This window comes from Frigoribacterium sp. RIT-PI-h (assembly GCF_001297205.1).
GTDB lineage: Bacteria > Actinomycetota > Actinomycetes > Actinomycetales > Microbacteriaceae > Frigoribacterium.
In genome coordinates, this window is sequence record NZ_LHOZ01000006.1 from 1 (window position 1) to 21,490 (window position 21,490).

Consider the following 21,490-nt stretch of genomic DNA (forward strand, 5'->3'; position numbering starts at 1 on the left):
GCCGTCGTGGGCCCCGGGCCGAGGGAACGCCCGATCGGCCGCCCGCCAGGAGGCGCGGGTCAACCGCCCACGAGTGTCGCGACCGCGGGCAACAACCCCACGACCAGCAGCAAGATCATGCCGCCGGCCGTGAGAGCTGCGACCTTGCGCCCGCCGGTGACGGGTGACGCGGCCGAACGCCGCGGCGCCGGCTCGGCGGGGACCCGGCTGACCCGGGCGCTGCGCGGGGCGGCCACCGCCGTGCGCGAGACAGAGGGGAGGGGGATGCGGGTGGTGCTCATGGGTCGACTCCTTCGTCGTCCGGTCTGACGTCGTCGTCAGCGCGCCCGGCACGGGCGTCCGTTCATCGTACGTCCGACGCCGGGGAGACGCCACGCGACGTGACCGACGATCAGCCCGCGTAGGCCCCGACGAGCCGCACCGCGCCTCCGTCGACTCCCTTGGCTCCCTGTTCGAACCCGGCGAGATCGCGCTGCCCGGTCGAGACGGTGCCGACGGGCCAGGTCGCGATGCCGTCGGCCTCGAGGGCCGAGGTGACCGCGGCGGCCTGCGACGCGGCGACGACGGCGATCATGCCGATGCCGAGGTTCCAGGTGCCCTCGCTCGACTCGAGGGTCGAGCCGGCCAGGTCGCTCAGCACCCGGAAGACGGGCAGCGGCGACCAGGTCGAACGGTCGACCTCGGTCCACGACCCGCGGGGCAGCACGCGGGCGAGGTTGGCCGCGATGCCGCCCCCGGTGACGTGGCTGAGCGAGTGGATCGCGCCGTCGAGCGCGGGGTCGTCGAGCACGCGCAACAGGGGGGACGTGTAGAGCCGCGTCGGTTCGAGCAACGCCTCGCCGACCGTGCCCGAGAACTCGGGCAGGGTGTCGTCGTAGCCGAGGTCGCGCGACGCGAGGATGTGGCGCACGAGCGAGAAGCCGTTCGAGTGCACGCCCGACGAGGCGAGGGCGAGCACGCCGGCGCCGTCGCCGACGGGTGAGGGCCGAGCTGGCGCCCGGCCTCGCCCGCACCGGCCGCGGCCCCCGCCACGTCGTAGTCGTCGGGCCCGAGCAGGCCGGGGTGCTCGGCGGTCTCGCCGCCGACGAGGGCGGTGCCCGTCTCGCTGCAGGCGCGGGCGATGCCCTCGACGATCGAGGCGATGCGGGCCGGCACCACGCGGCCGCAGGCGATGTAGTCGGTCATGATGAGCGGCCGGGCACCGACGACGACGATGTCGTCGACGACCATGCCCACCAGGTCTTGCCCGATCGTGTCGTGCTTGTCGAGCGCCTGCGCGATCGCGACCTTCGTGCCGACGCCATCGGTCGACGTGGCGAGCAGCGGCTTGTCGAAGTCCTTGAGGAACGACACGTCGAACAGCCCGGCGAACCCGCCCACGCCGCCGACGACGCCGGGCCCGTGCGTGGCGCTGACGGCCGCCTTCATCAGCTCGACCGCCCGGTCGCCGGCGGCCGTGTCGACCCCCGCTGCGGCGTAGGAGGCGCTGGTCGAGTGGGCAGAGGAGGTCGCCATTCGTTCATCCGTTCGGTGTCGCTCTAGACTGTCGCGGTAACCCCAACTCTACGGTCTGGAGCCAGATCCGCATGTGCGGCATCGTCGGTCTCGTCGCGCACGAGCCAGCAAATCAACTCGTCTACGATTCGCTCCTCCTCTTGCAACACCGGGGGCAGGACAGCGCCGGCATCGCCACCGCCGAGGGCGGCATCTTCCACGTGCACAAGACCAAGGGGCAGGTCCGCGAGGGCTTCCGCACGCGCGACATGCGTGCGCTGCTCGGCAACATGGGCCTCGGCCACGTGCGCTACGCCACCAAAGGCGCGGCCAGCAACGAGCAAGAGGCGCAGCCGTTCTACGTGAACGCGCCCTACGGCATCGTGCTGATCCACAACGGCAACCTGACGAACACGCGCGAGCTCACCAGCGAGCTCTTCCACGTCGACCGCCGTCACCTCAACACCAACAGCGACACCGAACTGCTGGTCAACGTGCTCGCGCACGAGCTGCAAGAGCAGGTCAACGGCAGCGAGCTCGACCCCGAGCAGATCTTCGCGGCGGTCACCCGCGTGCACGACCGGGTTCAAGGCTCGTACGCGGCGATCGCCATGATCGCCGGCCACGGACTGCTGGCCTTCCGCGACCCGTTCGGCATACGCCCGCTGGTGCTCGGTCGCCGCCTCGCCGCCGACGGCGTCCGCGACGAATGGATCACCGCCTCGGAGTCGCTCGTCCTCGAGTCCGGCGGCTACGAGATCGTCCGCGACGTCGCCCCCGGCGAGGCCGTCTTCATCTCGCTCGACGGGCAGATGGTGTCGAAGCAGTGCCATGCCAGCCCGCGCCTCATCCCCTGCTCGTTCGAGTACGTCTACCTGGCCCGCCCCGACTCGATCATGAACGGCTTCTCGGTCTACGACGCCCGCCTGCGCCTCGGCAACCGGCTGGCCGACACGATCGCCGCGCCCTCGCCGATCGGTGACATCGACGTCGTCATGCCGATCCCCGACTCGTCACGCCCCGCGGCCATGCAGGTCGCCCAGAAGCTCGGCATCGAGTACCGCGAGGGCTTCTACAAGAACCGCTACGTCGGCCGCACGTTCATCATGCCGGGGCAGGCCGAGCGCAAGCGGTCGGTGCGCCAGAAGCTCAACGCGATGTCGAGCGAGTTCAAGGGCAAGAACATCCTGATCGTCGACGACTCGATCGTCCGCGGCACGACCTCGCGCGAGATCGTCGAGATGGCCCGGGCCGCCGGTGCGAACAAGGTGACGTTCACCTCGGCCGCTCCCCCGGTGCGCTTCCCCCACGTGTACGGCATCAACATGCCGTCCCGGCACGAGCTGGTCGCCCACGACCGCAAGATCCCCGAGACCGCCCGCGAGCTGGGTGCCGACCACCTCATCTACCAAGAGGTCGCCGACATGCAGGCCGCGATCACCGAGGGCAGCGACGTCACCGAGCTCGAGATGAGCTGCTTCACGGGCGACTACGTCACCGGCACGGTCAGCCCCGAGTACCTCGCCTGGGTCGAGGCCAACCAGCTCAGCTGAGCCAGCGCGCCCGTCCGCACCCGCGCCTCCTGCGCTCTCCGCCGCCCGCGCCCGTCTCCAGCCGCACCTCGCCACCCGCACCTCGCCCCCGCTTCCACCCCCTGGGGGAGGCGCGGTGTCGGCAGGCGTCCCTAGGCTGGGGGCCATGAGCGACGTCGGCATGCCCCGCCCCGAACCGACCGCGACGCCTCCGGCGTCCGCGCTGCAGATCACCGGCCTGCGCAAGGCCTTCGGCGACAAGGTCGCCGTCGACGGCATCGACCTGACCGTGCCGACGGGCTCGTTCTTCGGCCTCGTCGGCCCGAACGGCGCCGGCAAGACGACCACGCTCTCGATGGCGACCGGGCTGCTGCGTCCCGACGCGGGCCGCATCGAGGTGCTCGGCGTCGACGTCTGGTCCGACCCGACGCACGCCAAGTCGCTCGTGGGCGTGCTGAGCGACGGCATCTCGCTCTTCGACCGCCTCACCGGCGAGCAGCTCGTCACCTACCACGGCCTGCTCAACGGCATGAGCCGCGAGACGACGGCGCAGCGGGTCGGCGACCTGCTCGACCTGCTCGACCTGCGCTCGGCCGGCGGCACGCTCGTCGTCGACTACTCCGCGGGCATGACCAAGAAGGTGGCGCTCGCCTGCGCGCTGGTCCATGCGCCGCGCCTCCCCGCCCTCGACGGGCCGTTCGAGTCCGTCGACCCGATCTCGGCCGCGAACATCCGCGACATCCTGCACGGTTACACGCAGAACGGCGGCACGGTCATCGTGTCGAGCCACTCGATGGACCTCGTCCAGCGCATGTGCGACCACGTCGCCGTCATCGCGGCCGGGCGCGTGCTCGCGGCCGGCACGACCGACGACGTGCGGGCCGGCTCCACCCTCGAAGACCGCTTCGTCGAGCTCGTCGGCGGTCGCCAGCACAACGAGGGGCCGTCGTGGTTGCGCACCTCCTGAGCCTGCGCTGGCGGGTGCTGCTGAACGGCTTCAAGCGCAGCACCTGGCAGATCGTCGCGGCGGTCATCGGCGGGCTCTACGGCCTGGGCGTGCTCGCCGCGGTCGTCGCCGGCCTCGTCGCCCTCTCGTTCGCGCCCGAGCGCTGGGCCTGGACGGCCGGCGTGCTCGGCGGCTCGCTCGCGGTCGTCGGCTGGGTCGTCGTGCCGTTCGTCGCCCGGGGCTATGACCAGACCCTCAGCGTCTCGAAGCTGCGCCAGTTCCCCCTGCCCGCCGACCGGCTCCTCGCCGCCCTGTTCGTCGCAGGGCTGCTGGGCATCCCGGGCATCATCACGCTCGTCGCCGCCCTCGCGACGACCTTCAGCTGGCTGCAGCACCCGCTGTCCGCCGTCCTCGCCCCGTTCTGCGGGCTGCTCGGGGTCTTCGTCTGCGTCGCGGCGTCCCGGGCGGTCGAGACCGCCACCAGCGCGCTGGGTGCCAAACGTCGCTACCGCGAGCTGATGAGCGTCGCGATCTTCGTCCCCCTCATCCTGGCCGGGCCCTTGATCGGCCTGGTCGGCCAGGGGCTCAACTCGATCGGCGACGACCTGCCCCGCGTCGCCCACGCCCTGTCGTGGAGCCCGCTCGGCGCCGCCTGGTCGATCCCCGGCGACGTCGCCCTCGGCCGACCGGGCGAGGCAGCCCTCAAGGCCGTCATCGCCCTGGCCACCCTGGGTGTGCTCCTGCTGATCTGGCGACGGGGCCTGGCGACGGCACTCGTCGCTCCCCCGGCCGTCACGGCCACCGCGGCGTCCAAGGGTCTCGGGCTCTTCGCGCGCTTCCCCGCGACGCCGACCGGTGCGGTCGCGGCCCGCACGGCCGTCTACTGGTTGCGCGACCCCCGGTACGGCGGGTCGCTGATCGTCGTCCCGCTGATGCCGGTCCTGGCGATCTTCCTGTCGTTCTCCCTCGAAACGACCTGGCCGCTGTACGCCATCGGCCCGGCCGTGGCCGCCCTGCTCGCCATCACGCTGGCAGCCGACGTCTCGTACGACGGCACGGCCTTCGCCGCCCACCTGTCGACCGGGCTGGCGGGTTCGGCCGACCGCGCCGGTCGCGTCCTCACGCTCTCGCTGTTCGCGGTGCCCTCCGTCGTGCTCGCCACGCTCGTCCCGCTGGCGGTGGTGGGTCGAGCCGACGTGGCCCCGGCCCTGCTCGGCATCGGCCTGGGCCTGCTGCTCACCGGGTTCGGCGTGTCGAGCGTGGCCTCGGCGCTGTACCTGATGCCCGTCCCGGCGGCGGGCGAGAGCCCGTTCAAGTCCCCGCCCGGGGCCAACGTCACCTCGGCCCTGGGCCTCTACGCCTCGTGGGCGATCGTCTTCGTGTTGTCGCTGCCCGAGCTCGTGCTCGGCATCGTGGCGCTGGTGCAGGGCTCGGTGCTGTTCGGGCTGCTGACGCTCGTCGTCGGCGTCGCCCTCGGGGCCGTCCTGATGGTCGTCGGCATCCGACGGGGTGGACGCCTGCTCGACGCCCGGGGGCCCGAGCTGCTCACCCGCTTGCGGCGGGCTCGCGGAGCCTGACCCGGGCGGCCGGCCGCGCACGCGGGCGGCCGGGCGCGCACGCGGTCGGCGGCCGCGCACGCGGTCGGCCGGCCGCGCACGCGGTCGGCCGGGCGACGTCAGGCTCGGTCGGACTCGCCGTCGGTCACCTGGCGTGGAACGGCATCGGGCTCTGCGACGGGCACCTCGAGGCGTTCACGTTCGACCTGGACGCGCTTCGCGCCCCGGCTGGTGACGCGCTCGGCGATGATGGCGACGACGCAGCCGACGGCCCCGCCGATCGTCAGCCCCCAGAGCGAGATGTACCCGTAGGTCTGCGCCACGCCCTCGCCCGAGTCGAACGGGAAGAGCGAGGTGACGATCAGCGAGACGACGACCCCGAGCGCCGCGCCCATGATCAAGAAGACGGGGACCTTGGGTGCTCGGCGCACGGTGACCTCGTCACGTTCGACGATCGACTCGGCGGGGCGTTCGACGGAGGGCTCGACGACGGGCTCGGGTCGCTGCTGGTCGTCGGGTGCGTTCGTCACCCGCCCATCATCCCAGAGGCGGCTGAGCACCGCCGACGCCCGTCTCGACGTCGAGCATGGACCTTCGAGGAGGCGCGGGTCAGCCCCGCTGCCAGGCGATCGGCACGTAGCCGGTCAGGTCCGCCCTGCTGCCGGAGGCCGACACGAGCGCCCCGGCCCGCGCCTCCGGCCAGCTGAGGTCGCCGGTGGCGAGTCGCACGAAGGTGGCGGCGTCGGTCTCGACGACGTTGGGCGGCGTGCCCCGGGTGTGGCTGAGTCCTTCGCGGAACTGCACGGCGCCGAACGGCGGCACGCGCACCTCGACCGTGGCCCCGGGTTCGCCGTCGGCGAGCACCTGCAGCAACCAGCGGACGGCCATGGCGGTCACCGGACGCGGTGCGGTCAGGTCGGCGGCGAGCGCCGCCCGCACCTCGCCCACGGCGGCCGATCCCGCCGCGTCGCCGATCCGTGCCCTGGCCATGCGTCCACGCTACCCGCGCCTCCCCGTCCTGCACCGCGCCTCCCCGTCCCCGTCCCCGGCGCCTCCCGTCCTGCACCGCGCCCCCCCGTCCCCGGCCGGCGCGAGCACATCCCGACCACCCGGAGCCTCCCCGGCAGGGCCGAACCCGACCTCCGAGCCCCGACACGCCGCTCACCTTCGTCCCCCGGCGGCGTGGCGCCGGCCGACAGTCGCGAATTGCACACCCCCCGCCCCCGACTCGGCACCGCGGCACACCCTCGGTAGGCTGTGGCGCGTGCGAATCCTCGTCCTCGGTTCCGGTGCTCGCGAGCACGCCATCATCACCGCCCTGTTGCGCGAAGACGCGGGTCACGAGATCACCGCGGCCCCCGGCAACGCGGGCATCGCCGACCAGGTCGGCATCGTGCACCTCGACCCGTCGAACGGTGCCGTCGTCACCGAGTACGGCCTCGAGAACGACGTCGAGCTGGTCGTCGTCGGCCCCGAGGCGCCGCTGGTCGCCGGTGTCGCCGACGCCCTCCGCACCCGCGGCATCCCGGTCTTCGGGCCGGGCAAGAAGGCCGCGGCACTCGAGGGCAGCAAGACCTTCGCGAAACGCATCATGGAGGAAGCCGGCGTGCCCACCGGGCGGGCCACGCGCGTGGGCACCCTCGACGAGGCCGTCGCGGTGCTCGACGATTTCGGCTCCCCCTACGTCGTCAAGGCCGACGGGCTGGCGGCCGGCAAGGGCGTCCTCGTCTCGGACGACCGCGACGCGGCGGTCGAGCACACCACCTACTGGTTGCAGCACGGGCCCGTCCTCGTCGAGGAGTTCCTCGAAGGTCCCGAGGTCTCGTTGTTCTTCCTCAGCGACGGTCACACGGTCGTGCCGCTCAGCCCCGCGCAGGACTACAAGCGCCTGCTCGACGGCGACGCCGGCCCCAACACCGGCGGGATGGGCGCCTACTCGCCGCTGCCCTGGCTGGCCGACCGCTTCGGCAGCGAGAAGGACTTCGTCGACGAGGTGCTCGACACCATCGCCACCCCGACGGTGCGACAGCTCGAGGCCGAGGGGACGCCGTTCATCGGCCTCCTCTACGCCGGTCTCATCCTCACCGAGACGGGCGTGCGGGTCATCGAGTTCAACGCCCGCTTCGGCGACCCCGAGACGCAGGTCGTCCTGCCCCGTCTGGTCACGCCGCTGAGCGGACTGTTGCTCGCCGCGGCGACCGGGTCGCTCGGCAACCACGAGTCGCCGCGCTTCTCGTCCGACGTCGCCGTGACGGTGGTCCTCGCCAGCGAGGGCTATCCCGAGGGCGCCGTCAGCGGTCGGCCGCTGCGCGGGCTCGACGACGCGACCGCCGTCGCCGGCGTCCACGTGGCCCACGCCGCGACCGCCCGTCTCGACGACCAGCTCATCGCCACGGGCGGGCGCGTGCTCAGCGTGGTGGCCCAGGGGTCCGACTTCACCGAGGCCCGGGGCCGGGTCTACGACGCCCTCTCGCGCATCGAGCTCGAGGGCGGCCAGTACCGTCACGACATCGCCGAGCGGGTCGCCCGATGACCGCCCCCGACGGCACCACGGCCCCGGCCGACGCGACCGCAGGAGGCGCGGCTCGACAGGCCACGCCCGTCACGCCGGGCGCTCCCGGCCATCTCGACGGCTGGACGCCCGCGTACTCGGGCAAGGTCCGCGACCTCTACGTCCCGGCGCCGGTGGCCGGTTCGGTCGGCGACGCCGCCACCCTCGCCGACACCGAGCACGTGCTGGTGGTGGCGAGCGACCGGGTCAGCGCCTTCGACCAGGTGCTCGAACCCGGCATCCCGGGCAAGGGCGCCCTGCTCACGCAGCTCAGCCTCTGGTGGTTCGCACAGCTCGCCACCGTGCCCAACCACCTCGTCGACCCGACCACCGCCTCCGTCTCGTTGCCCGCGCAGGTGCGGGACCGCGCGATGCTCGTCAAGCCGCTCGACATGTTCCCCGTCGAGTGCGTCGTGCGTGGGTACCTGGTCGGCAGCGGCTGGGCCGAGTACCGCGAGCACGGCACCGTCTGCGGCATCCCGCTGCCCGAGGGCCTGTCGAACGGCGCCCGGCTGCCCGAGCCGATCTACACTCCGGCGTACAAGGCACCGCTCGGCGAGCACGACGAGAACATCTCGTTCGAGCGCACCGTCGAACTCGTCGGTGCCGAGACGGCGGCGGCCCTGCGCGACCGGTCGCTCGAGATCTACCGTCTGGCGTCCGACGTGGCCGAGGCCCGCGGGGTCATCCTCGCCGACACCAAGTTCGAGTTCGGCGCCGACCGGACCACGGGCGAGATCACCCTCGGCGACGAGGTGCTCACGAGCGACAGCAGCCGCTTCTGGGACGCCGAGGTCTACGCCTCGGGCAACCGCACCCAGAGCTTCGACAAGCAGATCGTCCGCGATTGGCTCTCCGCGCACTGGGACGGCACGGGCGAGGCTCCTGCCCTGCCTGACGACATCGTCGCCCGCACGGCCGCGCGCTACCGCGAGCTGATCGAGCGCCTCACCGCACGCTGAGCCCGGGCCCCGCGCCCTTCCCCGAGCACCACACCGCGTTCCGTGCAGCGCACCGCATCGAGATCCGGTGCTCTGCACGAAACGCGGTGCGCTGTCGGTCGGGAATGCCCGACACGGCCGGCCGGTTCCTGTCGGTGACGTGTCACCGACCGGGTGGCCACCCGACCCGACCAGACCGAGGGCACCCATGACCGACACCTCCGCGACCGACGCGACCCGCGCCTCCTCGTCCTCTCCAGCCGACGCGTCGGCGACGGGGCAGCGGGCACCGGGTGCACGCACCGCTGACCTGCTGGCCGCCGACACCGGCATGGGGGCGGTCACCCTCCGGGTCGCCGACCTCGACGCGATGACCGCGTACTACCGCGATGCCGTCACCCTGACGGTGCTGACCGCCGAGCCCGCCGCGGGGCGCGTGGTCCTCGGCCGAGGTGCGACCCCGATCGTCATCCTCGAGCACGCGCCCGAGCTGAAGCACGCCGGACCGCGCGAGGCCGGCCTCTTCCACACTGCGATCCTGTTCGAGACCGAGGCCGACCTCGCCGCCGCCGTCTACAGCGTCGCGACCCGTCACCCCGGCACGTTCACCGGCAGCGCCGACCACCTCGTCAGCAAGGCCTTCTACTTCACCGACCCCGAGGGCAACGGCATCGAGCTCTACTGGGACCGTCAGCGCTCCGAGTGGTCCTGGACCCACGGCCAGGTCGACATGGCGACCCTCGCGCTCGACCCGAACGCGTTCGTGCAGCAGAACGTCACCGAGGAGGCGCTGGCCGGCTCGGCATCCCGTCCCGCCACGGTCGGCCACGTGCACCTGAGCGTGGGCGACGTCGAGTCGGCCCACCGGTTCTACGTCCAGCAGCTCGGCTTCGAGACGACGACGCGTTTCGGGCCGCAGGCCCTGTTCGTCAGCGCGGGCGGCTACCACCACCACATGGCGATGAACACCTGGAACAGCGCCGGGGCCGGGCGTCGTCAGCTGGGCCTCGGCCTCGGCCTGGTGCGCATCGAGGTGCCGACGGCCGACGACCTGGGCGCCCTCGGCGAGCGCCTCGGCCACCACGGCGTCGCCACCCGCGACGACGGGCGGGTGCTGGGGTTCGACGATCCCTGGCTCAACCAGATCCAGGTGACCGTCCGACCGAGCTGACCACCGGCACCGCTAACGTCGAGGCATGCCTGCAGCCGAGTCCCCCACCTTCTCCACGACCCGCGAGGGCGAGCTCACGCTCGACGACCACGAGGCGATCGCGGCGATGCTCGCCCGGGCGTTCCCGAGCTACGACCACTGGTACGCCGGAGCCCGCAGCTGGGCGGGCATGCAGCCCGAGCTGCGGGTCGTCGCGCGTGAGGGCGACGTCGTGGTGGCGCACGCCGGCCTGCGTCGCCAGTTCGTCACCGTCGGCGACGCCGACCTGCTCGTCACCGCGGTCGGCATGGTCGCCGTCTCGCCGACCGTCCAGGGCACCGGCCTCGGCGGTGAACTGCTCCGTCGGGTCGACGCGGCACTGACGACGCTCGACAGCGGCTTCGGGGTGCTCGAGACCGGCGACGACGTGCAGGGCTTCTACCGCCGTGGCGGATGGCTGCCCCTCGACGGCCTCACGGCGCACTACACGGCGTTCAGCGGCGACGGCGCCGGCGTCCTCGTCACCCAGGACCACGGCTGGCTGCTCCGCGAGGGCACGCGCACCCTCGCCGACTGGCCCCAGGGCGAGCTGCACTGGAACGGACAGATGGTCTGACCCGGGCAGCACCCCGGCCGTGCGAACCCCGGAACGCCGAGGAGGCGCGGTGACCGACGAACGGTCACCGCGCCTCCTGCGGTCTGTCGCGACTTCCGGCTACGCCGGGACGCCGACCTCGGCCGGGTCCTCGTTCGAGCCGGGAGCCTCGGGCTCGACACCCTTCCGGACACGCAGACCCAGGGTGGGGTCGACGTTGGTCCAGTACTCGTAGACCCGCTCGCGCAGGGCGGGCTGGGTGACCTTCGACACGTGGCCCACGATGTTCTGCACCAGGCGGTCGCGCTCCTCGTCGTTCAGCACCTCGCGGACGAGCGTGCCGGCCTGGCCGAAGTCGTCGTCCTCGGGGTGCAGCGTCACGGACGAACGGACGAGTTCGCCGTCGCTCTCCCAGCCGCCGGTGTCACCCGCGGCCTGCGGGTCCGCCGCCGGGCCGCCGACCGAGTTCGGTGCGTAGACCGGAGCCGTCGCCTCGCTGAAGTGGTACCGCGCGGCTCCGTCCTTCGAGTACGAGTGCACCTCGGTCTTGGGCGTGTTCACCGGCAGCTGCTGGTGGTTGACGCCGATGCGGTAGCGGTGGGCGTCCGCGTAGCTGAAGATGCGAGCGAGCAGCATCTTGTCCGGGCTGGTCGCGATGCCGGGGACGAAGTTCGACGGAGCGAACGCCGCCTGCTCGATCTGCGCGAAGTAGTTCTCGGGGTTGCGGTTCAGCGTCATGGTGCCGACCTCGATGAGCGGGTAGTCCGCGTGCGGCCACACCTTCGTCAGGTCGAACGGGTTGAAGCGGTACGTGGCCGCCTCGTCGTAGGGCATGACCTGCACCGACAGCGTCCACGTCGGGAAGTCGCCGCGGTCGATCGCCTCGGAGAGGTCGCGGATGTGGAAGTCGGCGTCCTCGCCCGCGATGCGGTCGGCGTCGTCCTGCGTGAGGATCTTGTTGCCCTGGTTCGTCTTGAAGTGGTACTTGACCCAGAAGCGCTCGCCCTCGGCGTTGATCCACTGGTACGTGTGCGAGCCGAAGCCGTCCATGTTGCGCCACGAGGCGGGAAGGCCCCGGTCGCCCATCAGCCAGGTGACCTGGTGCGCCGACTCGGGCGACAGCGTCCAGAAGTCCCACTGCATGTCGTGGTCGCGCAGGTGCGAGCCGGGCAGGCGCTTCTGCGAGTGGATGAAGTCGGGGAACTTGATGCCGTCACGGATGAAGAACACGGGCGTGTTGTTGCCGACGAGGTCGTAGTTGCCCTCGCTCGTGTAGAACTTCAGCGCGAAGCCGCGGGGGTCGCGCCACGTGTCGGGGCTGCCCTGCTCGCCGGCGACCGTCGAGAAACGGGCGAGCATCTCGGTCTCGACACCGGGCTGGAAGAGCGCGGCGCGCGTGTAGCGCGAGACGTCGGCCGTCGTGACGAACGTGCCGAAGGCTCCGCCGCCCTTGGCGTGGACGATGCGCTCGGGCACCTTCTCACGGTTGAAGTTGGCCAGCTTCTCGACCAGCTTGTGGTCGTGCAGGACGATCGGGCCGTCGGCGCCGACCGACTGCGAGAACTCGTCGCTGGCGGCGGGGGCGCCGTTGTCGGTGGTGGTGATCTTCTTGGCGTCGGTCATGTGTCCTCTTTCGTTCGTGGTTCGTCGTCGTGTGAGATCGGGGGGCGGGCGGGTCAGACCACGGGGACGGCCGCGTCCGCGCGGTCGGACGAGGAGGCGCGACTCGGCTCGTCGCCCTCCGCGCCGTCGGCCTCGGCCGCTCGACAGGCCGGGCACAGACCCCAGAAGGTCACCTCGGCGGTCTGCACGAGGTATCCGGAGTCGTGCGAGGGGGTGAGGCAGGGTGCGTGGCCGACGACGCAGTCGACGTCGGCGACCGAGCCGCACACGCCGCAGACCACGTGGTGGTGGTTGTCGCCCGTCCGCAACTCGTAGAGCGCTGCCGAGCCCGCGGGTTCGATGCGGCGCACCAGCCCGGCGCCGGTCAGCGCGTTGAGCACGCCGTACACCGCCTGGACCGACGTGCCGGGCAGTTCGAGGGCCACCCGGGCGAAGACCTGCTCGGCAGCCGCGTGCGGCGACGGCTCGAGGGCGCGCAACACGGCGAGCCGGGGCTCGGTCACGCGCAACCCGGCGGAGCGCAGGGCCTCGCGGGGGTCGTCGGTCAGGAGGGTCATGCGTCCAGTGAACCACTCTTTTGATCGGATCAAAACAATTCGGGCCAGCCTGGAGGATGTTGCCGGGTTCGGACGCGCCCTGTGGACAACCGCCCCGAGGCACCGTCGGGTCGCTAGCGTCGTCGACATGAGCACCGCCGCCACGACCTCGTCGTCGACCGCGCCCGTCGTCCCCCCGGGGCGCGACCTGGTGGTCGACCTCGCCCGCGTCTTCTGCGTCCTGCTGGTCGTCGCCATCCACGTGATGATGGTCGGGGTCGCCGTCGACGCGACGGGTGCCGTCGTCGCGAACCGACCCCTGCAAGAACAGTCGTGGTTCCCCCTCTCGACGTGGGCCGGGCAGATCATGCCGCTCTTCTTCGTGGTCGGCGGCTTCGCCAGCGCCACGGCCTGGGCCGGCGCGCGTCGCCGCGGTGCCGATGCCGGTGACTTCGTCCGGGGCCGCCTGCTGCGACTCGCCCGCCCGGCGAGCGCGGTCTTCGCCGTCCTCGCGATCGCCCTCGCCGTCGCGACCCTGCTCGGCGTCGATCCCGACCTGCTCGACGTCGTGGCGACCGGCGTGGGCTCGCCGTTCTGGTTCCTCGCCGCCTACGGCATCACGCAGGTGCTCGTGCCGGTCATGGCGCGGTTGCACGCCACCCGGCCCTGGGCGACCCTGTTCGTCCTGGTCGTCGCCGCCGTCCTGGTCGACTCGGTGCGGTACGGCACCGGCGTCACGGCCGTCGGCCTCCTCAACCTCGCCTTCGTGTGGCTGTTCGTGCAGCAGCTCGGCTTCGCCTACGCCGACGGGCTGTTCCGCCGGACCCCTCGGGTCGTCCTGCTCGTCGTCGCCGTCGTGGCCTACGCCGCCCTGGTCCCGCTGACCGCGGCCGGGCCGTGGTCCGACGACATGTTGAGCAACCTCAACCCGCCGACGGTACCGCTCATGGTGCTCGGGGTGGCCCAGATCTGCGTCCTCTCGCTCGTGCACCCCGCCCTGTCCCGTCTCATGTCCACGTCGCCGGCCCGCGCCGTCGTCTTCGCGATCGGCAGCCGCGGCATGACGATCTACCTCTGGCACCTCCCGCTGCTGATCGCCTTGCTGGGCGTCCTCCTGGCCGTGGGCGGTCCTCTGCCCGAGCCCTCGACCGCCGCCTGGTGGTGGACCCGCCTGCCGATCTGGGCCCTCGTCATCGGGCTGACGTGCCTCGTGTCGCTGGCGACCGCGCGGTTCGAGCTGCCGCCGCGAGCGCTCCCCGAGGGCCGACGCCGCGCCTCCTGGTGGCTGATCGGCGTGGCGGCCGTCCTCGCCGTCGGCCCACCGTTCGACGTGATGCAAGAGGGCCTCGACCTGCGCAACGCGATCGCGGGGGCGATCTGCCTGCCCCTGGCGATCTGGCTGCTCGGTCGTTCACGGCCCGCCGTCGGCCCGGGGTCCGCACCGCAGTCCGCTCAGGCCGGTGCCGTCAGGCCGTCGGACGCGGCCCGGTGAGGGAGACGCCCGGCCGACGGGGGGTTCGGCCGGGCGTCCGGCGGTCTCGGGGCGGATCAGGAACCCGTCGACCGGAAGCGGAACAGAAGGCCCGATCACGAGGCCCGTGTCCTGTCCGCTGAGATCACTGTGCGGCCCGAATCCATGATCCCGCTGACAAGAGCCTCGCATTCCGCTGACGATCACCGCGACGGCCCCGTCCGTCCCTGACGACGGCACCACCAGGAGGCGCGCGCGGCTGCCGTAGACTCGTCGCGTCCACCCGTTGACGCCTCTGCAGGAGTAAACCAGTGCCCACAATCGTCGTCGAGGTCATGCCCAAGGCTGAACTGCTCGACCCCCAGGGCAAGGCCGTCGCCGGTGCCCTCTCCCGTCTCGGCAAGGGGGCGTTCACCGACGTCCGCATCGGCAAGCGGTTCGAGGTCACGGTCGAGGGCGAGGTGACCGACGCCGTCCTCGCCGACGTCCGCGAGCTCGCCGACGACATGTTCTCGAACTCGGTCATCGAAGACGTCGTCTCGATCACCGTCGCCGACGCTCCCGCCGCGCTCTGATGCGCGTCGGCGTCGTCACCTTCCCCGGCTCCCTCGACGACCGTGACGCGCAGCGCGCGGTCCGACTCGCGGGCGGCGAGCCCGTCGCGCTCTGGCACGGCGACCACGACCTGAAGGGCGTCGAGGCGATCATCCTGCCCGGCGGCTTCAGCTACGGGGACTACCTGCGTGCCGGGGCGATCGCGTCCTTCTCGCCCATCATGGCCGACGTCGTCGACGCCGCGAACGCGGGCATGCCCGTGCTCGGCATCTGCAACGGCTTCCAGATGCTCGCCGAGGCCCGCCTGATCCCGGGTGCGCACACCCGCAACGCGCACCAGCAGTTCATCCGCCGCGACCAGCGCCTCGTCGTCGAGAACGCCCGCACCGACTGGACGAACGGCTTCACCGAGGGGCAAGAGATCACCATCCCCCTCAAGAACGCCGACGGCCGCTTCATCGCCGACGCCGAGACCATCAAGCGCATCGAGGGCGAGGGGCAGGTCGCCTTCCGCTACGTCGGCGTCAACCCGAACGGGTCGATGGACGACATCGCCGGCGTCACCAATGCCCGGGGCAACGTCGTCGGCCTCATGCCGCACCCCGAGCACGCCGTCGAAGAGGGCTTCGGCCCCGACACCCCCGCCGCGATGTCGAGCGGCGTCGACGGCCTGACCTTCTTCACGTCCGTTCTCGAGAGGGCCCTCGCCAAGTGACCGACCAGACCGACCGCGCCCCGCACGACGCCGAGATGATCGACGTGCGTCCCGAGGGCCACGTGCCCGACACCGTGGCGAACGCCGCGGCGACGCCCGACCGCGAGCAGCCCTACGGAGCCCTGGGGCTCAAAGCCGACGAGTACGCGAAGATCCGCGAGATCCTCGGTCGTCGTCCGACCAGCGGCGAGCTCGCCATGTACTCGGTCATGTGGAGCGAGCACTGCTCGTACAAGTCGAGCAAGATCTACCTGCGCCAGTTCGGCCAGAGGGTCTCGCCCGCCATGAAGAAGAACCTCATGGTCGGCATGGGCGAGAACGCCGGCGTGGTCGACGTCGGGGGCGGCTGGGCCGTCACGTTCAAGGTCGAGTCGCACAACCACCCCAGCTACATCGAGCCGTTCCAGGGTGCCGCCACCGGCGTCGGCGGCATCGTCCGCGACATCATCTCGATGGGCGCCCGTCCCGTCGCGGTCATGGACCAGCTGCGCTTCGGCGACATCGACGCGCCCGACACGGCGCGCGTGGTCGACGGCGTCGTCGGCGGCATCAGCTTCTACGCCAACTGCCTCGGTCTGCCCAACATCGGTGGCGAGACCTACTTCGACGCGGTGTACCAGGGCAACCCCCTGGTCAACGCGTTGGCCGTGGGCGTCCTGCGCCACGAAGACCTCCACCTGGCCAACGCCCGGGGCGTCGGCAACAAGGTGGTCCTCTTCGGTGCCCGCACCGGTGGCGACGGCATCGGCGGCGCCTCCATCCTCGCCTCCGACACGTTCTCGTCCGGCGGGCCCACCAAACGTCCCGCCGTCCAGGTCGGCGACCCGTTCGCCGAGAAGGTGCTCATCGAGTGCTGCCTCGAGCTGTTCCGCGACGAGCTGGTCGAGGGCATCCAAGACCTCGGCGCGGCCGGCATCAGCTGTGCCACGTCCGAGCTCGCCTCGAACGGCGACGGCGGCATGTTCATCGAACTCGACAACGTCCTCCTGCGCGACCCGTCGCTCACGGCCGAAGAAATCCTGATGAGCGAGAGCCAGGAGCGCATGATGGCCGTCGTGCGTCCCGAGAAGCTCGACGCGTTCCTCGCCGTCGTGGCGAAGTGGGACGTCGAGACCAGCGTGCTCGGCGAGGTCACCGACACCGGCCGTCTCGTCATCAACTGGCACGGCGAAGAGATCGTCAACGTCGAGCCCCGCACGGTCGCCGTGGACGGCCCGGTGTACGAGCGCCCCGTCGCCTACCCGAGCTGGATCGACGCACTTCAGGCCGACAGCGCGTCGTCGCTGCCCCGCCCCACGGGCAACGCGGTGCTGCGCGAGCAGTTCCTCGAGCTGCTCGGCTCGCCCAACCTGGCCGACAAGAGCTGGGTCACCAACCAGTACGACACCTACGTGCTGGGCAACACCGCCCTCAGCTTCCCCGACGACGGGGGCATGATCCGCGTCGACGAAGAGACCGGTCTCGGCTTCGCGATCGCGACCGACGCCAACGGGCGCTACTGCCAGCTCGATCCCAAGCAGGGTGCGCGCCTCGCACTGGCCGAGGCGTACCGCAACGTCGCCGTGACCGGTGCCGTGCCCGCCGCGGTCACCGACTGCCTGAACTTCGGCAGCCCCGAAGATCCCGAGGTCATGTGGCAGTTCTCACAGGCCGTCGAGGGCCTGGCCGACGGGTGCCTCGAGCTCGAGATCCCGGTGACCGGTGGCAACGTGTCCTTCTACAACCAGACCGGCACGAGTCCCATCCACCCCACTCCCGTGGTGGGTGTCCTCGGCGTGATCGACGACGTCGCCAAGCGCATCCCGTCCGGCTGGCAGGACGAGGGCGACAACATCTACCTGCTCGGCACCACGGCGCTCGAGCTCGACGGGTCGGCCTGGGCCGGCGTCGTGCACGACCACCTCGGCGGCCGCCCGCCGACGGTCGACCTCGCGGCCGAGGCCCAGCTCGCGCAGCTGCTGCACGCCGGTGGCGACCAGTCGCTGATCGCGGCGGCCCACGACCTGAGCGACGGCGGCCTGGCGCAGGCGCTGGCCGAGGCCGTGCTGCGCTTCGGCGTCGGTGCCCGCGTATGGCTGGGCGAGGTGCTCGAGCGCGACGGCATCGACGTCGCCACGGCGCTCTTCAGCGAGTCGACCGGTCGCGTGATCGTCTCGGTGCCCCGCGAGGACGACGTCCGCTTCCGTGGCCTCTGCGAGGGCCGCGGCTACCCCGTGGCCCGCATCGGCGTGACCGACGGCGAGTCCGGGTCGCTCGAGGTGCAGGACGTCTTCACGGTGTCGATCGACGAGCTGCGCAGCACGCACCGCGGCACGCTGCCGGCCCGCTTCGGAGCCACGATCGGCGAGTAGCTTCTCTGCCTCCCCCGAACCGGGCGAGTCCGTCGGAACCGGTCGTCATCGGACGCCCGTTGCCACCGGACTCGCCCGTTTCCCTGTGCAGCGCACGTCTCGTGGCGTCGGTCCGACGGCAGCGGACGGGCCGTCGGATCGCGCGGGCGGTACGCGCCGACGGATTGTCGAGACCAACCCGAGCCGGCAACGGCACCCTGTCTGCGCCGATCCCGACCTGCGACTGCGTCGTGTCCGTGCCGAACCCGACAGAGCACGACGCAGGAGGCGCCCCGAGCGCCTCGAGGACGGTGTGTCGTTCGCTCGTGGTCGCGAACTGCACACGAGGTGCACCATCGCCGCACCGACAGCGACCAAGGCCGGCGAAGCGCGGGTCCGTCGGCGGGCGAAACGCGGGTCCGTCCGCGGGCGAAACGCGGGTCCGTCCGCGGGCGAAACGCGGGTCCGTCCGCGGGCGAAACGCGGGTCCGTCCGCGGGCGAAACGCGGGTCCGTCCGCGGGCGAAACGCGGCCCTCGTTCGGCTAAGGCGAACACGCCGCCGGAGGCCGCCGGAGGCGGCCGGACGAGCACGAACAGCAATGCCCCCGGACCGAAGGTCGGACCACCCTCGTTCGGCGAAGCCGAACACGCCGCCGGAGGCGGCCGGACGAGCACGAACAGCAATGCCCCCGGACCGAAAGTCAGGGGGCATGCATTGCTGGGGTACCTGGACTCGAACCAAGAACAACTGAACCAGAATCAGTCGTGTTGCCAATTACACCATACCCCAATGATGACGGCCGTAAGGTCTACATCACTGTCGGCCCATCACCTGGACCGACGTCTACTGTACAGCATCCGCCAGGTGTTCGAGGCCACCGATCAGGTCGCGGTTGATGACGGCGGCCACGCGGGCGCCGTCACCGGCGGCGACGATCAGTTGCTGAGGCCCGGGCGCCGTGCTCTCACCGGCCGCGTACAGCCCGGGCACCGAGGTCCGTCCGTGCCCGTCGACGATGAGCAACCCGTCGTCGTCCAGGTCGGCTCCCGTCGCGAAGACGTAGTCCAGCGCCGCCGACCACTCCGGGCGCACGAAGCCGCCGGCCCGAGGGACGACCGTGCCGTCCTCGAGCACGACCCCGCGCATGCCGTCGCGATCGCCGTCGATGCTCGTGACCCGGCGACGATCCACCGTGATGCCACGGGCTGCCAGCGCAGCCTCGTCCACCGAGGTCACGACATCCGAGCCGTGCGTGAACACGATGAGGTCGTCGGTCCACTGCGAGAGCAACAACGCACGGTCGACGAGGTCGGAGTGCTCGCCGATCAGGGCGAGCGGCTGGTCACGCTTGTCGTATCCGTCACACTCGATGCAGCTGTGGATGTACGTGCCGTAGAAAGCCCGGAGCTGGGCGATCTCGGGTAGGGTCTCGCTCAACCCCGTCGTCACCAGCACGGCCCCCGCGACCGCGGACGACTGCTGCCCGCGGAACTCGCACGAGATCTCGAACCCGCCGTCGATCGGAGCCACGTTCGTCGCCAGCGTCTGTCGGTGCTCGGCCCCCTCGTAGCCCAGGAACTCGTCGCGCCCGAGCTTGCGCAGCTCGAGCGGCGAGATGCCGTCCCGCGTGAGGTACCCGTGCGAGAGCAACGTGGCGGAGTTGCGCGGCCGGTTGCTGTCGATGAGCAGGACGCGTCGACGGGCGCGGACGAGATTGAGCGCAGCACTCAGCCCCGCGGGCCCTCCCCCGATGACCGCGACGTCGTAGTGCTCGGTCATGAGCGCTCGGCGAGGGCGGCGAGTCGGGCGAGGGTCGACTCGCGGCCGAGAATCTCCATCGACTCGAACAGCGGCGGGCTCACCCGCCGCCCGGACAGCGCCACGCGCAGCGGCCCGTAGGCCACGCGGGGCTTGAGGCCCAGGTCGTCGACGAGAGCCGCCTTGAGGGCTGCTTGGATCGGCTCGTGCGTCCAGTCCGACACGCCCTCGAGGGCGGCCGAGGAGGCGCGCAGCACCTCGCCGGACCGCTCACCCAGCGAGGCCAGTGCGTCGTCTTCGTGGACGAGGTCGTCGTCGGCGACGAACAGGAACCCGAGCATGCCCCGAGCCTCGGACAGGAGGGTCATGCGCTCCTGGACGAGAGGCGCAGCCTGCGCCAGCACGGCACGCTCGGCGTCCGTCGGGGGCACGCTGACGATCCCGTCAAGGTAGGGCAGCAGTCGTTCCGTGAAGTCCTCGACCGGGAGGAGACGAATGTGGTCGCCGTTGATCGACTCGGCCTTCTTGACGTCGAACCGTGCCGGGTTCGGATTCACGTCGACGACGTCGAACGCCGTGACCATCTCGTCGATCGAGAACACGTCCCGATCGTGCGTCAACGACCACCCCAAGAGGGCGAGGTAGTTGACGAGGCCTTCGGGGATGAACCCCCGGTCGCGGTGGTGGAACAGGTTCGATTCGGGGTCGCGCTTCGAGAGCTTCTTGTTGCCGTCACCCATGACGTAGGGCAAGTGGCCGAACCGAGGGACGCAGGTCGTGATGCCCAGCTCGACCAGCGCCTCGTAGAGCGCGATCTGCCGCGGCGTCGACGAGAGAAGGTCTTCACCTCGCAGGACGTGCGTGATGCCCATGAGGGCGTCGTCCAGCGGGTTAACGAACGTGTAGAGAGGCACGCCGTTGGGTCGGACGACGACGAAGTCGCTGAAGGAGCCCGCTGGGAAGGTGATCTCACCGCGCACGAGGTCGTCGAAGCTGAGGTCGCGATCAGGCACGCGCAGGCGGAGAGCCGGCTGACGCCCTTCAGCCCGGAACGCGGCCCGCTGCTCGTCGCTGAGCTCTCGCTCGAAGTTGTCGTAGCCCTGTTTGGGGTCACGGCCGTTCGCGATGTTGCGCGCCTCGATCTCTTCGCCCGTGGCGAAGCTCTCGTAGAGCAGGCCACGCTCGAGAAGTTGATCGATGACGCCGCGATAGATGTCGTGGCGCTGTGACTGCCGGTACGGACCATGAGGCCCGCCGGCGTCGACTCCCTCGTCCCAATCGATCTTCAGCCAGCGCAGACCGTCGAGGATCTGCTCGTAGCTCTCCTCGCTGTCTCGGGCAGCGTCGGTGTCTTCGATGCGGAACACGAGCTTGCCGCCTGTGTGCCGGGCGTACGCCCAGTTGAAGAGGGCGGTGCGGATGAGGCCGACATGCGGCGTTCCGGTGGGCGAGGGGCAGAACCGCACGCGCACGTCGGCGCCGGTGGCGGTGGAGAAGGGAGCAGACATCGGTGTCGATCTTACCGGGGTCGTCCAGCTGGTCAGCGTTAAACGCAGAAAGGCCCCTTCCGAAGAAGGGGCCTTTCTGGTGTTGCACGTGCTCTTCGCACTAAAAGGAGTCCGGCGGTGTCCTACTCTCCCACAAGGTCCCCCTTGCAGTACCATCGGCGCTGAGAGTCTTAGCTTCCGGGTTCGGAATGTGACCGGGCGTTTCCCTCTCGCTATGGCCGCCGAAA

General features: G+C 71.2%; 18 protein-coding genes, 1 tRNA gene, 1 rRNA gene and 1 pseudogene. 11 read left to right on the top strand and 10 right to left on the bottom strand.

What is annotated here, in order from left to right:
* Positions 1-59: 59 nt before the first annotated feature.
* Together AEQ27_RS00385 and purM are read right to left on the bottom strand one after the other, a co-directional pair.
* A complete protein-coding gene (locus AEQ27_RS00385; protein ID WP_054144891.1) occupies positions 60-281 on the bottom strand; it encodes a hypothetical protein in 222 nt (73 codons plus the stop codon).
* A gap of 110 nt (positions 282-391) precedes the next feature.
* Positions 392-1,515, bottom strand: a pseudogene (gene purM / locus AEQ27_RS00390) (phosphoribosylformylglycinamidine cyclo-ligase).
* A 71-nt stretch (positions 1,516-1,586) separates the two neighbouring features.
* Here purM and purF point away from each other — a divergent pair.
* The 3 genes from purF (at position 1,587) to AEQ27_RS00405 (ending at position 5,549) form a co-directional block, all read left to right on the top strand.
* Positions 1,587-3,047, top strand: a complete 1,461-nt coding sequence (purF, locus tag AEQ27_RS00395) for an amidophosphoribosyltransferase (RefSeq protein ID WP_054144892.1) — start codon at positions 1,587-1,589, stop codon at positions 3,045-3,047.
* Between the two features lie 145 nt (positions 3,048-3,192).
* Entirely contained in the window at positions 3,193-3,993 is an 801-nt protein-coding gene (locus tag AEQ27_RS00400; protein ID WP_235450922.1) for an ABC transporter ATP-binding protein, read from the top strand.
* Positions 3,975-5,549 carry a hypothetical protein gene (locus AEQ27_RS00405; protein ID WP_054144893.1) on the top strand — a complete coding sequence of 525 codons (1,575 nt, stop codon included), beginning with the start codon at positions 3,975-3,977 and terminating at the stop codon, positions 5,547-5,549. Before AEQ27_RS00400 ends, AEQ27_RS00405 begins: the two co-directional genes overlap by 19 nt.
* Before the next feature lie 98 nt (positions 5,550-5,647).
* On the opposite strand, the gene AEQ27_RS00410 is transcribed toward AEQ27_RS00405, so the two are convergent.
* Together AEQ27_RS00410 and AEQ27_RS00415 are read right to left on the bottom strand one after the other, a co-directional pair.
* The gene (locus AEQ27_RS00410; protein ID WP_054144894.1) at positions 5,648-6,058 is read right to left on the bottom strand and encodes a hypothetical protein; all 411 of its coding nucleotides are present in this window, start codon (positions 6,056-6,058) and stop codon (positions 5,648-5,650) included.
* Positions 6,059-6,137: 79 nt separating this feature from the next.
* Complete coding sequence (locus tag AEQ27_RS00415; RefSeq protein ID WP_054144895.1) at positions 6,138-6,518, bottom strand: sterol carrier family protein; 381 nt, start codon at positions 6,516-6,518, stop codon at positions 6,138-6,140.
* Between the two features lie 274 nt (positions 6,519-6,792).
* On the opposite strand from AEQ27_RS00415, the gene purD reads away from it, so the two are divergent.
* From purD to AEQ27_RS00435, 4 genes are all read left to right on the top strand, one after another.
* Positions 6,793-8,061: a phosphoribosylamine--glycine ligase gene (gene purD / locus AEQ27_RS00420; protein WP_054144896.1), complete on the top strand. Its 1,269-nt coding sequence runs from the start codon at positions 6,793-6,795 to the stop codon at positions 8,059-8,061.
* Entirely contained in the window at positions 8,058-9,041 is a 984-nt protein-coding gene (locus AEQ27_RS00425) for a phosphoribosylaminoimidazolesuccinocarboxamide synthase (RefSeq protein ID WP_082383102.1), read from the top strand. The genes purD and AEQ27_RS00425 overlap by 4 nt, the downstream gene beginning before the upstream one ends.
* A gap of 310 nt (positions 9,042-9,351) precedes the next feature.
* Positions 9,352-10,191 (top strand): VOC family protein, encoded by an 840-nt coding sequence (locus AEQ27_RS00430; RefSeq protein ID WP_054144905.1) that lies wholly within the window; start codon positions 9,352-9,354, stop codon positions 10,189-10,191.
* A 25-nt stretch (positions 10,192-10,216) separates the two neighbouring features.
* On the top strand, positions 10,217-10,786 hold the full coding sequence (locus AEQ27_RS00435) for a GNAT family N-acetyltransferase (protein ID WP_054144897.1): 570 nt from the start codon (positions 10,217-10,219) through the stop codon (positions 10,784-10,786).
* Positions 10,787-10,885: 99 nt separating this feature from the next.
* Here AEQ27_RS00435 and AEQ27_RS00440 read toward each other — a convergent pair whose 3' ends face one another.
* Positions 10,886-12,388: a catalase gene (locus tag AEQ27_RS00440; protein WP_054144898.1), complete on the bottom strand. Its 1,503-nt coding sequence runs from the start codon at positions 12,386-12,388 to the stop codon at positions 10,886-10,888.
* Between the two features lie 53 nt (positions 12,389-12,441).
* Positions 12,442-12,945 carry a Fur family transcriptional regulator gene (locus AEQ27_RS00445; protein ID WP_054144899.1) on the bottom strand — a complete coding sequence of 168 codons (504 nt, stop codon included), beginning with the start codon at positions 12,943-12,945 and terminating at the stop codon, positions 12,442-12,444.
* 127 nt (positions 12,946-13,072) lie between these two features.
* Here AEQ27_RS00445 and AEQ27_RS00450 point away from each other — a divergent pair, with 127 nt between their 5' ends.
* The 4 genes from AEQ27_RS00450 (at position 13,073) to purL (ending at position 18,016) form a co-directional block, all read left to right on the top strand.
* On the top strand, positions 13,073-14,416 hold the full coding sequence (locus tag AEQ27_RS00450) for an acyltransferase (RefSeq protein ID WP_054144900.1): 1,344 nt from the start codon (positions 13,073-13,075) through the stop codon (positions 14,414-14,416).
* 290 nt (positions 14,417-14,706) lie between these two features.
* Positions 14,707-14,970 carry a phosphoribosylformylglycinamidine synthase subunit PurS gene (gene purS, locus AEQ27_RS00455; protein WP_043597439.1) on the top strand — a complete coding sequence of 88 codons (264 nt, stop codon included), beginning with the start codon at positions 14,707-14,709 and terminating at the stop codon, positions 14,968-14,970.
* On the top strand, positions 14,970-15,665 hold the full coding sequence (gene purQ / locus AEQ27_RS00460) for a phosphoribosylformylglycinamidine synthase subunit PurQ (protein WP_054144901.1): 696 nt from the start codon (positions 14,970-14,972) through the stop codon (positions 15,663-15,665). Before purS ends, purQ begins: the two co-directional genes overlap by 1 nt.
* A 35-nt stretch (positions 15,666-15,700) precedes the next feature.
* Entirely contained in the window at positions 15,701-18,016 is a 2,316-nt protein-coding gene (gene purL / locus AEQ27_RS00465) for a phosphoribosylformylglycinamidine synthase subunit PurL (RefSeq protein ID WP_054144906.1), read from the top strand.
* 698 nt (positions 18,017-18,714) lie between these two features.
* On the opposite strand, the gene AEQ27_RS00470 is transcribed toward purL, so the two are convergent.
* The 4 genes from AEQ27_RS00470 to rrf form a co-directional block, all read right to left on the bottom strand.
* Positions 18,715-18,786: transfer RNA gene (locus AEQ27_RS00470), tRNA-Gln, on the bottom strand.
* A 54-nt stretch (positions 18,787-18,840) separates the two neighbouring features.
* On the bottom strand, positions 18,841-19,776 hold the full coding sequence (locus AEQ27_RS00475) for an NAD(P)/FAD-dependent oxidoreductase (RefSeq protein ID WP_054144902.1): 936 nt from the start codon (positions 19,774-19,776) through the stop codon (positions 18,841-18,843).
* Positions 19,773-21,263, bottom strand: coding sequence for a glutamate--tRNA ligase (gltX, locus tag AEQ27_RS00480; RefSeq protein ID WP_054144903.1), 1,491 nt, complete (start codon positions 21,261-21,263; stop codon positions 19,773-19,775). Before gltX ends, AEQ27_RS00475 begins: the two co-directional genes overlap by 4 nt.
* Positions 21,264-21,372: 109 nt before the next feature.
* Positions 21,373-21,489 (bottom strand): 5S ribosomal RNA (gene rrf / locus AEQ27_RS00485).
* Position 21,490 lies beyond the last annotated feature (1 nt).

What these genes read in the sequence shown, in the direction of transcription:
- AEQ27_RS00385 (WP_054144891.1), bottom strand. Translation starts at nt 281, where the DNA reads ATGAGCACCACCCGCATCCCCCTCCCCTCTGTCTCGCGCACGGCGGTG.
- purF (WP_054144892.1), top strand. Translation starts at nt 1,587, where the DNA reads ATGTGCGGCATCGTCGGTCTCGTCGCGCACGAGCCAGCAAATCAACTC.
- AEQ27_RS00400 (WP_235450922.1), top strand. Translation starts at nt 3,193, where the DNA reads ATGAGCGACGTCGGCATGCCCCGCCCCGAACCGACCGCGACGCCTCCG.
- AEQ27_RS00415 (WP_054144895.1), bottom strand. Translation starts at nt 6,518, where the DNA reads ATGGCCAGGGCACGGATCGGCGACGCGGCGGGATCGGCCGCCGTGGGC.
- AEQ27_RS00425 (WP_082383102.1), top strand. Translation starts at nt 8,058, where the DNA reads ATGACCGCCCCCGACGGCACCACGGCCCCGGCCGACGCGACCGCAGGA.
- AEQ27_RS00430 (WP_054144905.1), top strand. Translation starts at nt 9,352, where the DNA reads ATGGGGGCGGTCACCCTCCGGGTCGCCGACCTCGACGCGATGACCGCG.
- AEQ27_RS00435 (WP_054144897.1), top strand. Translation starts at nt 10,217, where the DNA reads ATGCCTGCAGCCGAGTCCCCCACCTTCTCCACGACCCGCGAGGGCGAG.
- AEQ27_RS00440 (WP_054144898.1), bottom strand. Translation starts at nt 12,388, where the DNA reads ATGACCGACGCCAAGAAGATCACCACCACCGACAACGGCGCCCCCGCC.
- AEQ27_RS00445 (WP_054144899.1), bottom strand. Translation starts at nt 12,945, where the DNA reads ATGACCCTCCTGACCGACGACCCCCGCGAGGCCCTGCGCTCCGCCGGG.
- AEQ27_RS00450 (WP_054144900.1), top strand. Translation starts at nt 13,073, where the DNA reads ATGAGCACCGCCGCCACGACCTCGTCGTCGACCGCGCCCGTCGTCCCC.
- purQ (WP_054144901.1), top strand. Translation starts at nt 14,970, where the DNA reads ATGCGCGTCGGCGTCGTCACCTTCCCCGGCTCCCTCGACGACCGTGAC.
- purL (WP_054144906.1), top strand. Translation starts at nt 15,701, where the DNA reads ATGATCGACGTGCGTCCCGAGGGCCACGTGCCCGACACCGTGGCGAAC.
- AEQ27_RS00475 (WP_054144902.1), bottom strand. Translation starts at nt 19,776, where the DNA reads ATGACCGAGCACTACGACGTCGCGGTCATCGGGGGAGGGCCCGCGGGG.
- gltX (WP_054144903.1), bottom strand. Translation starts at nt 21,263, where the DNA reads ATGTCTGCTCCCTTCTCCACCGCCACCGGCGCCGACGTGCGCGTGCGG.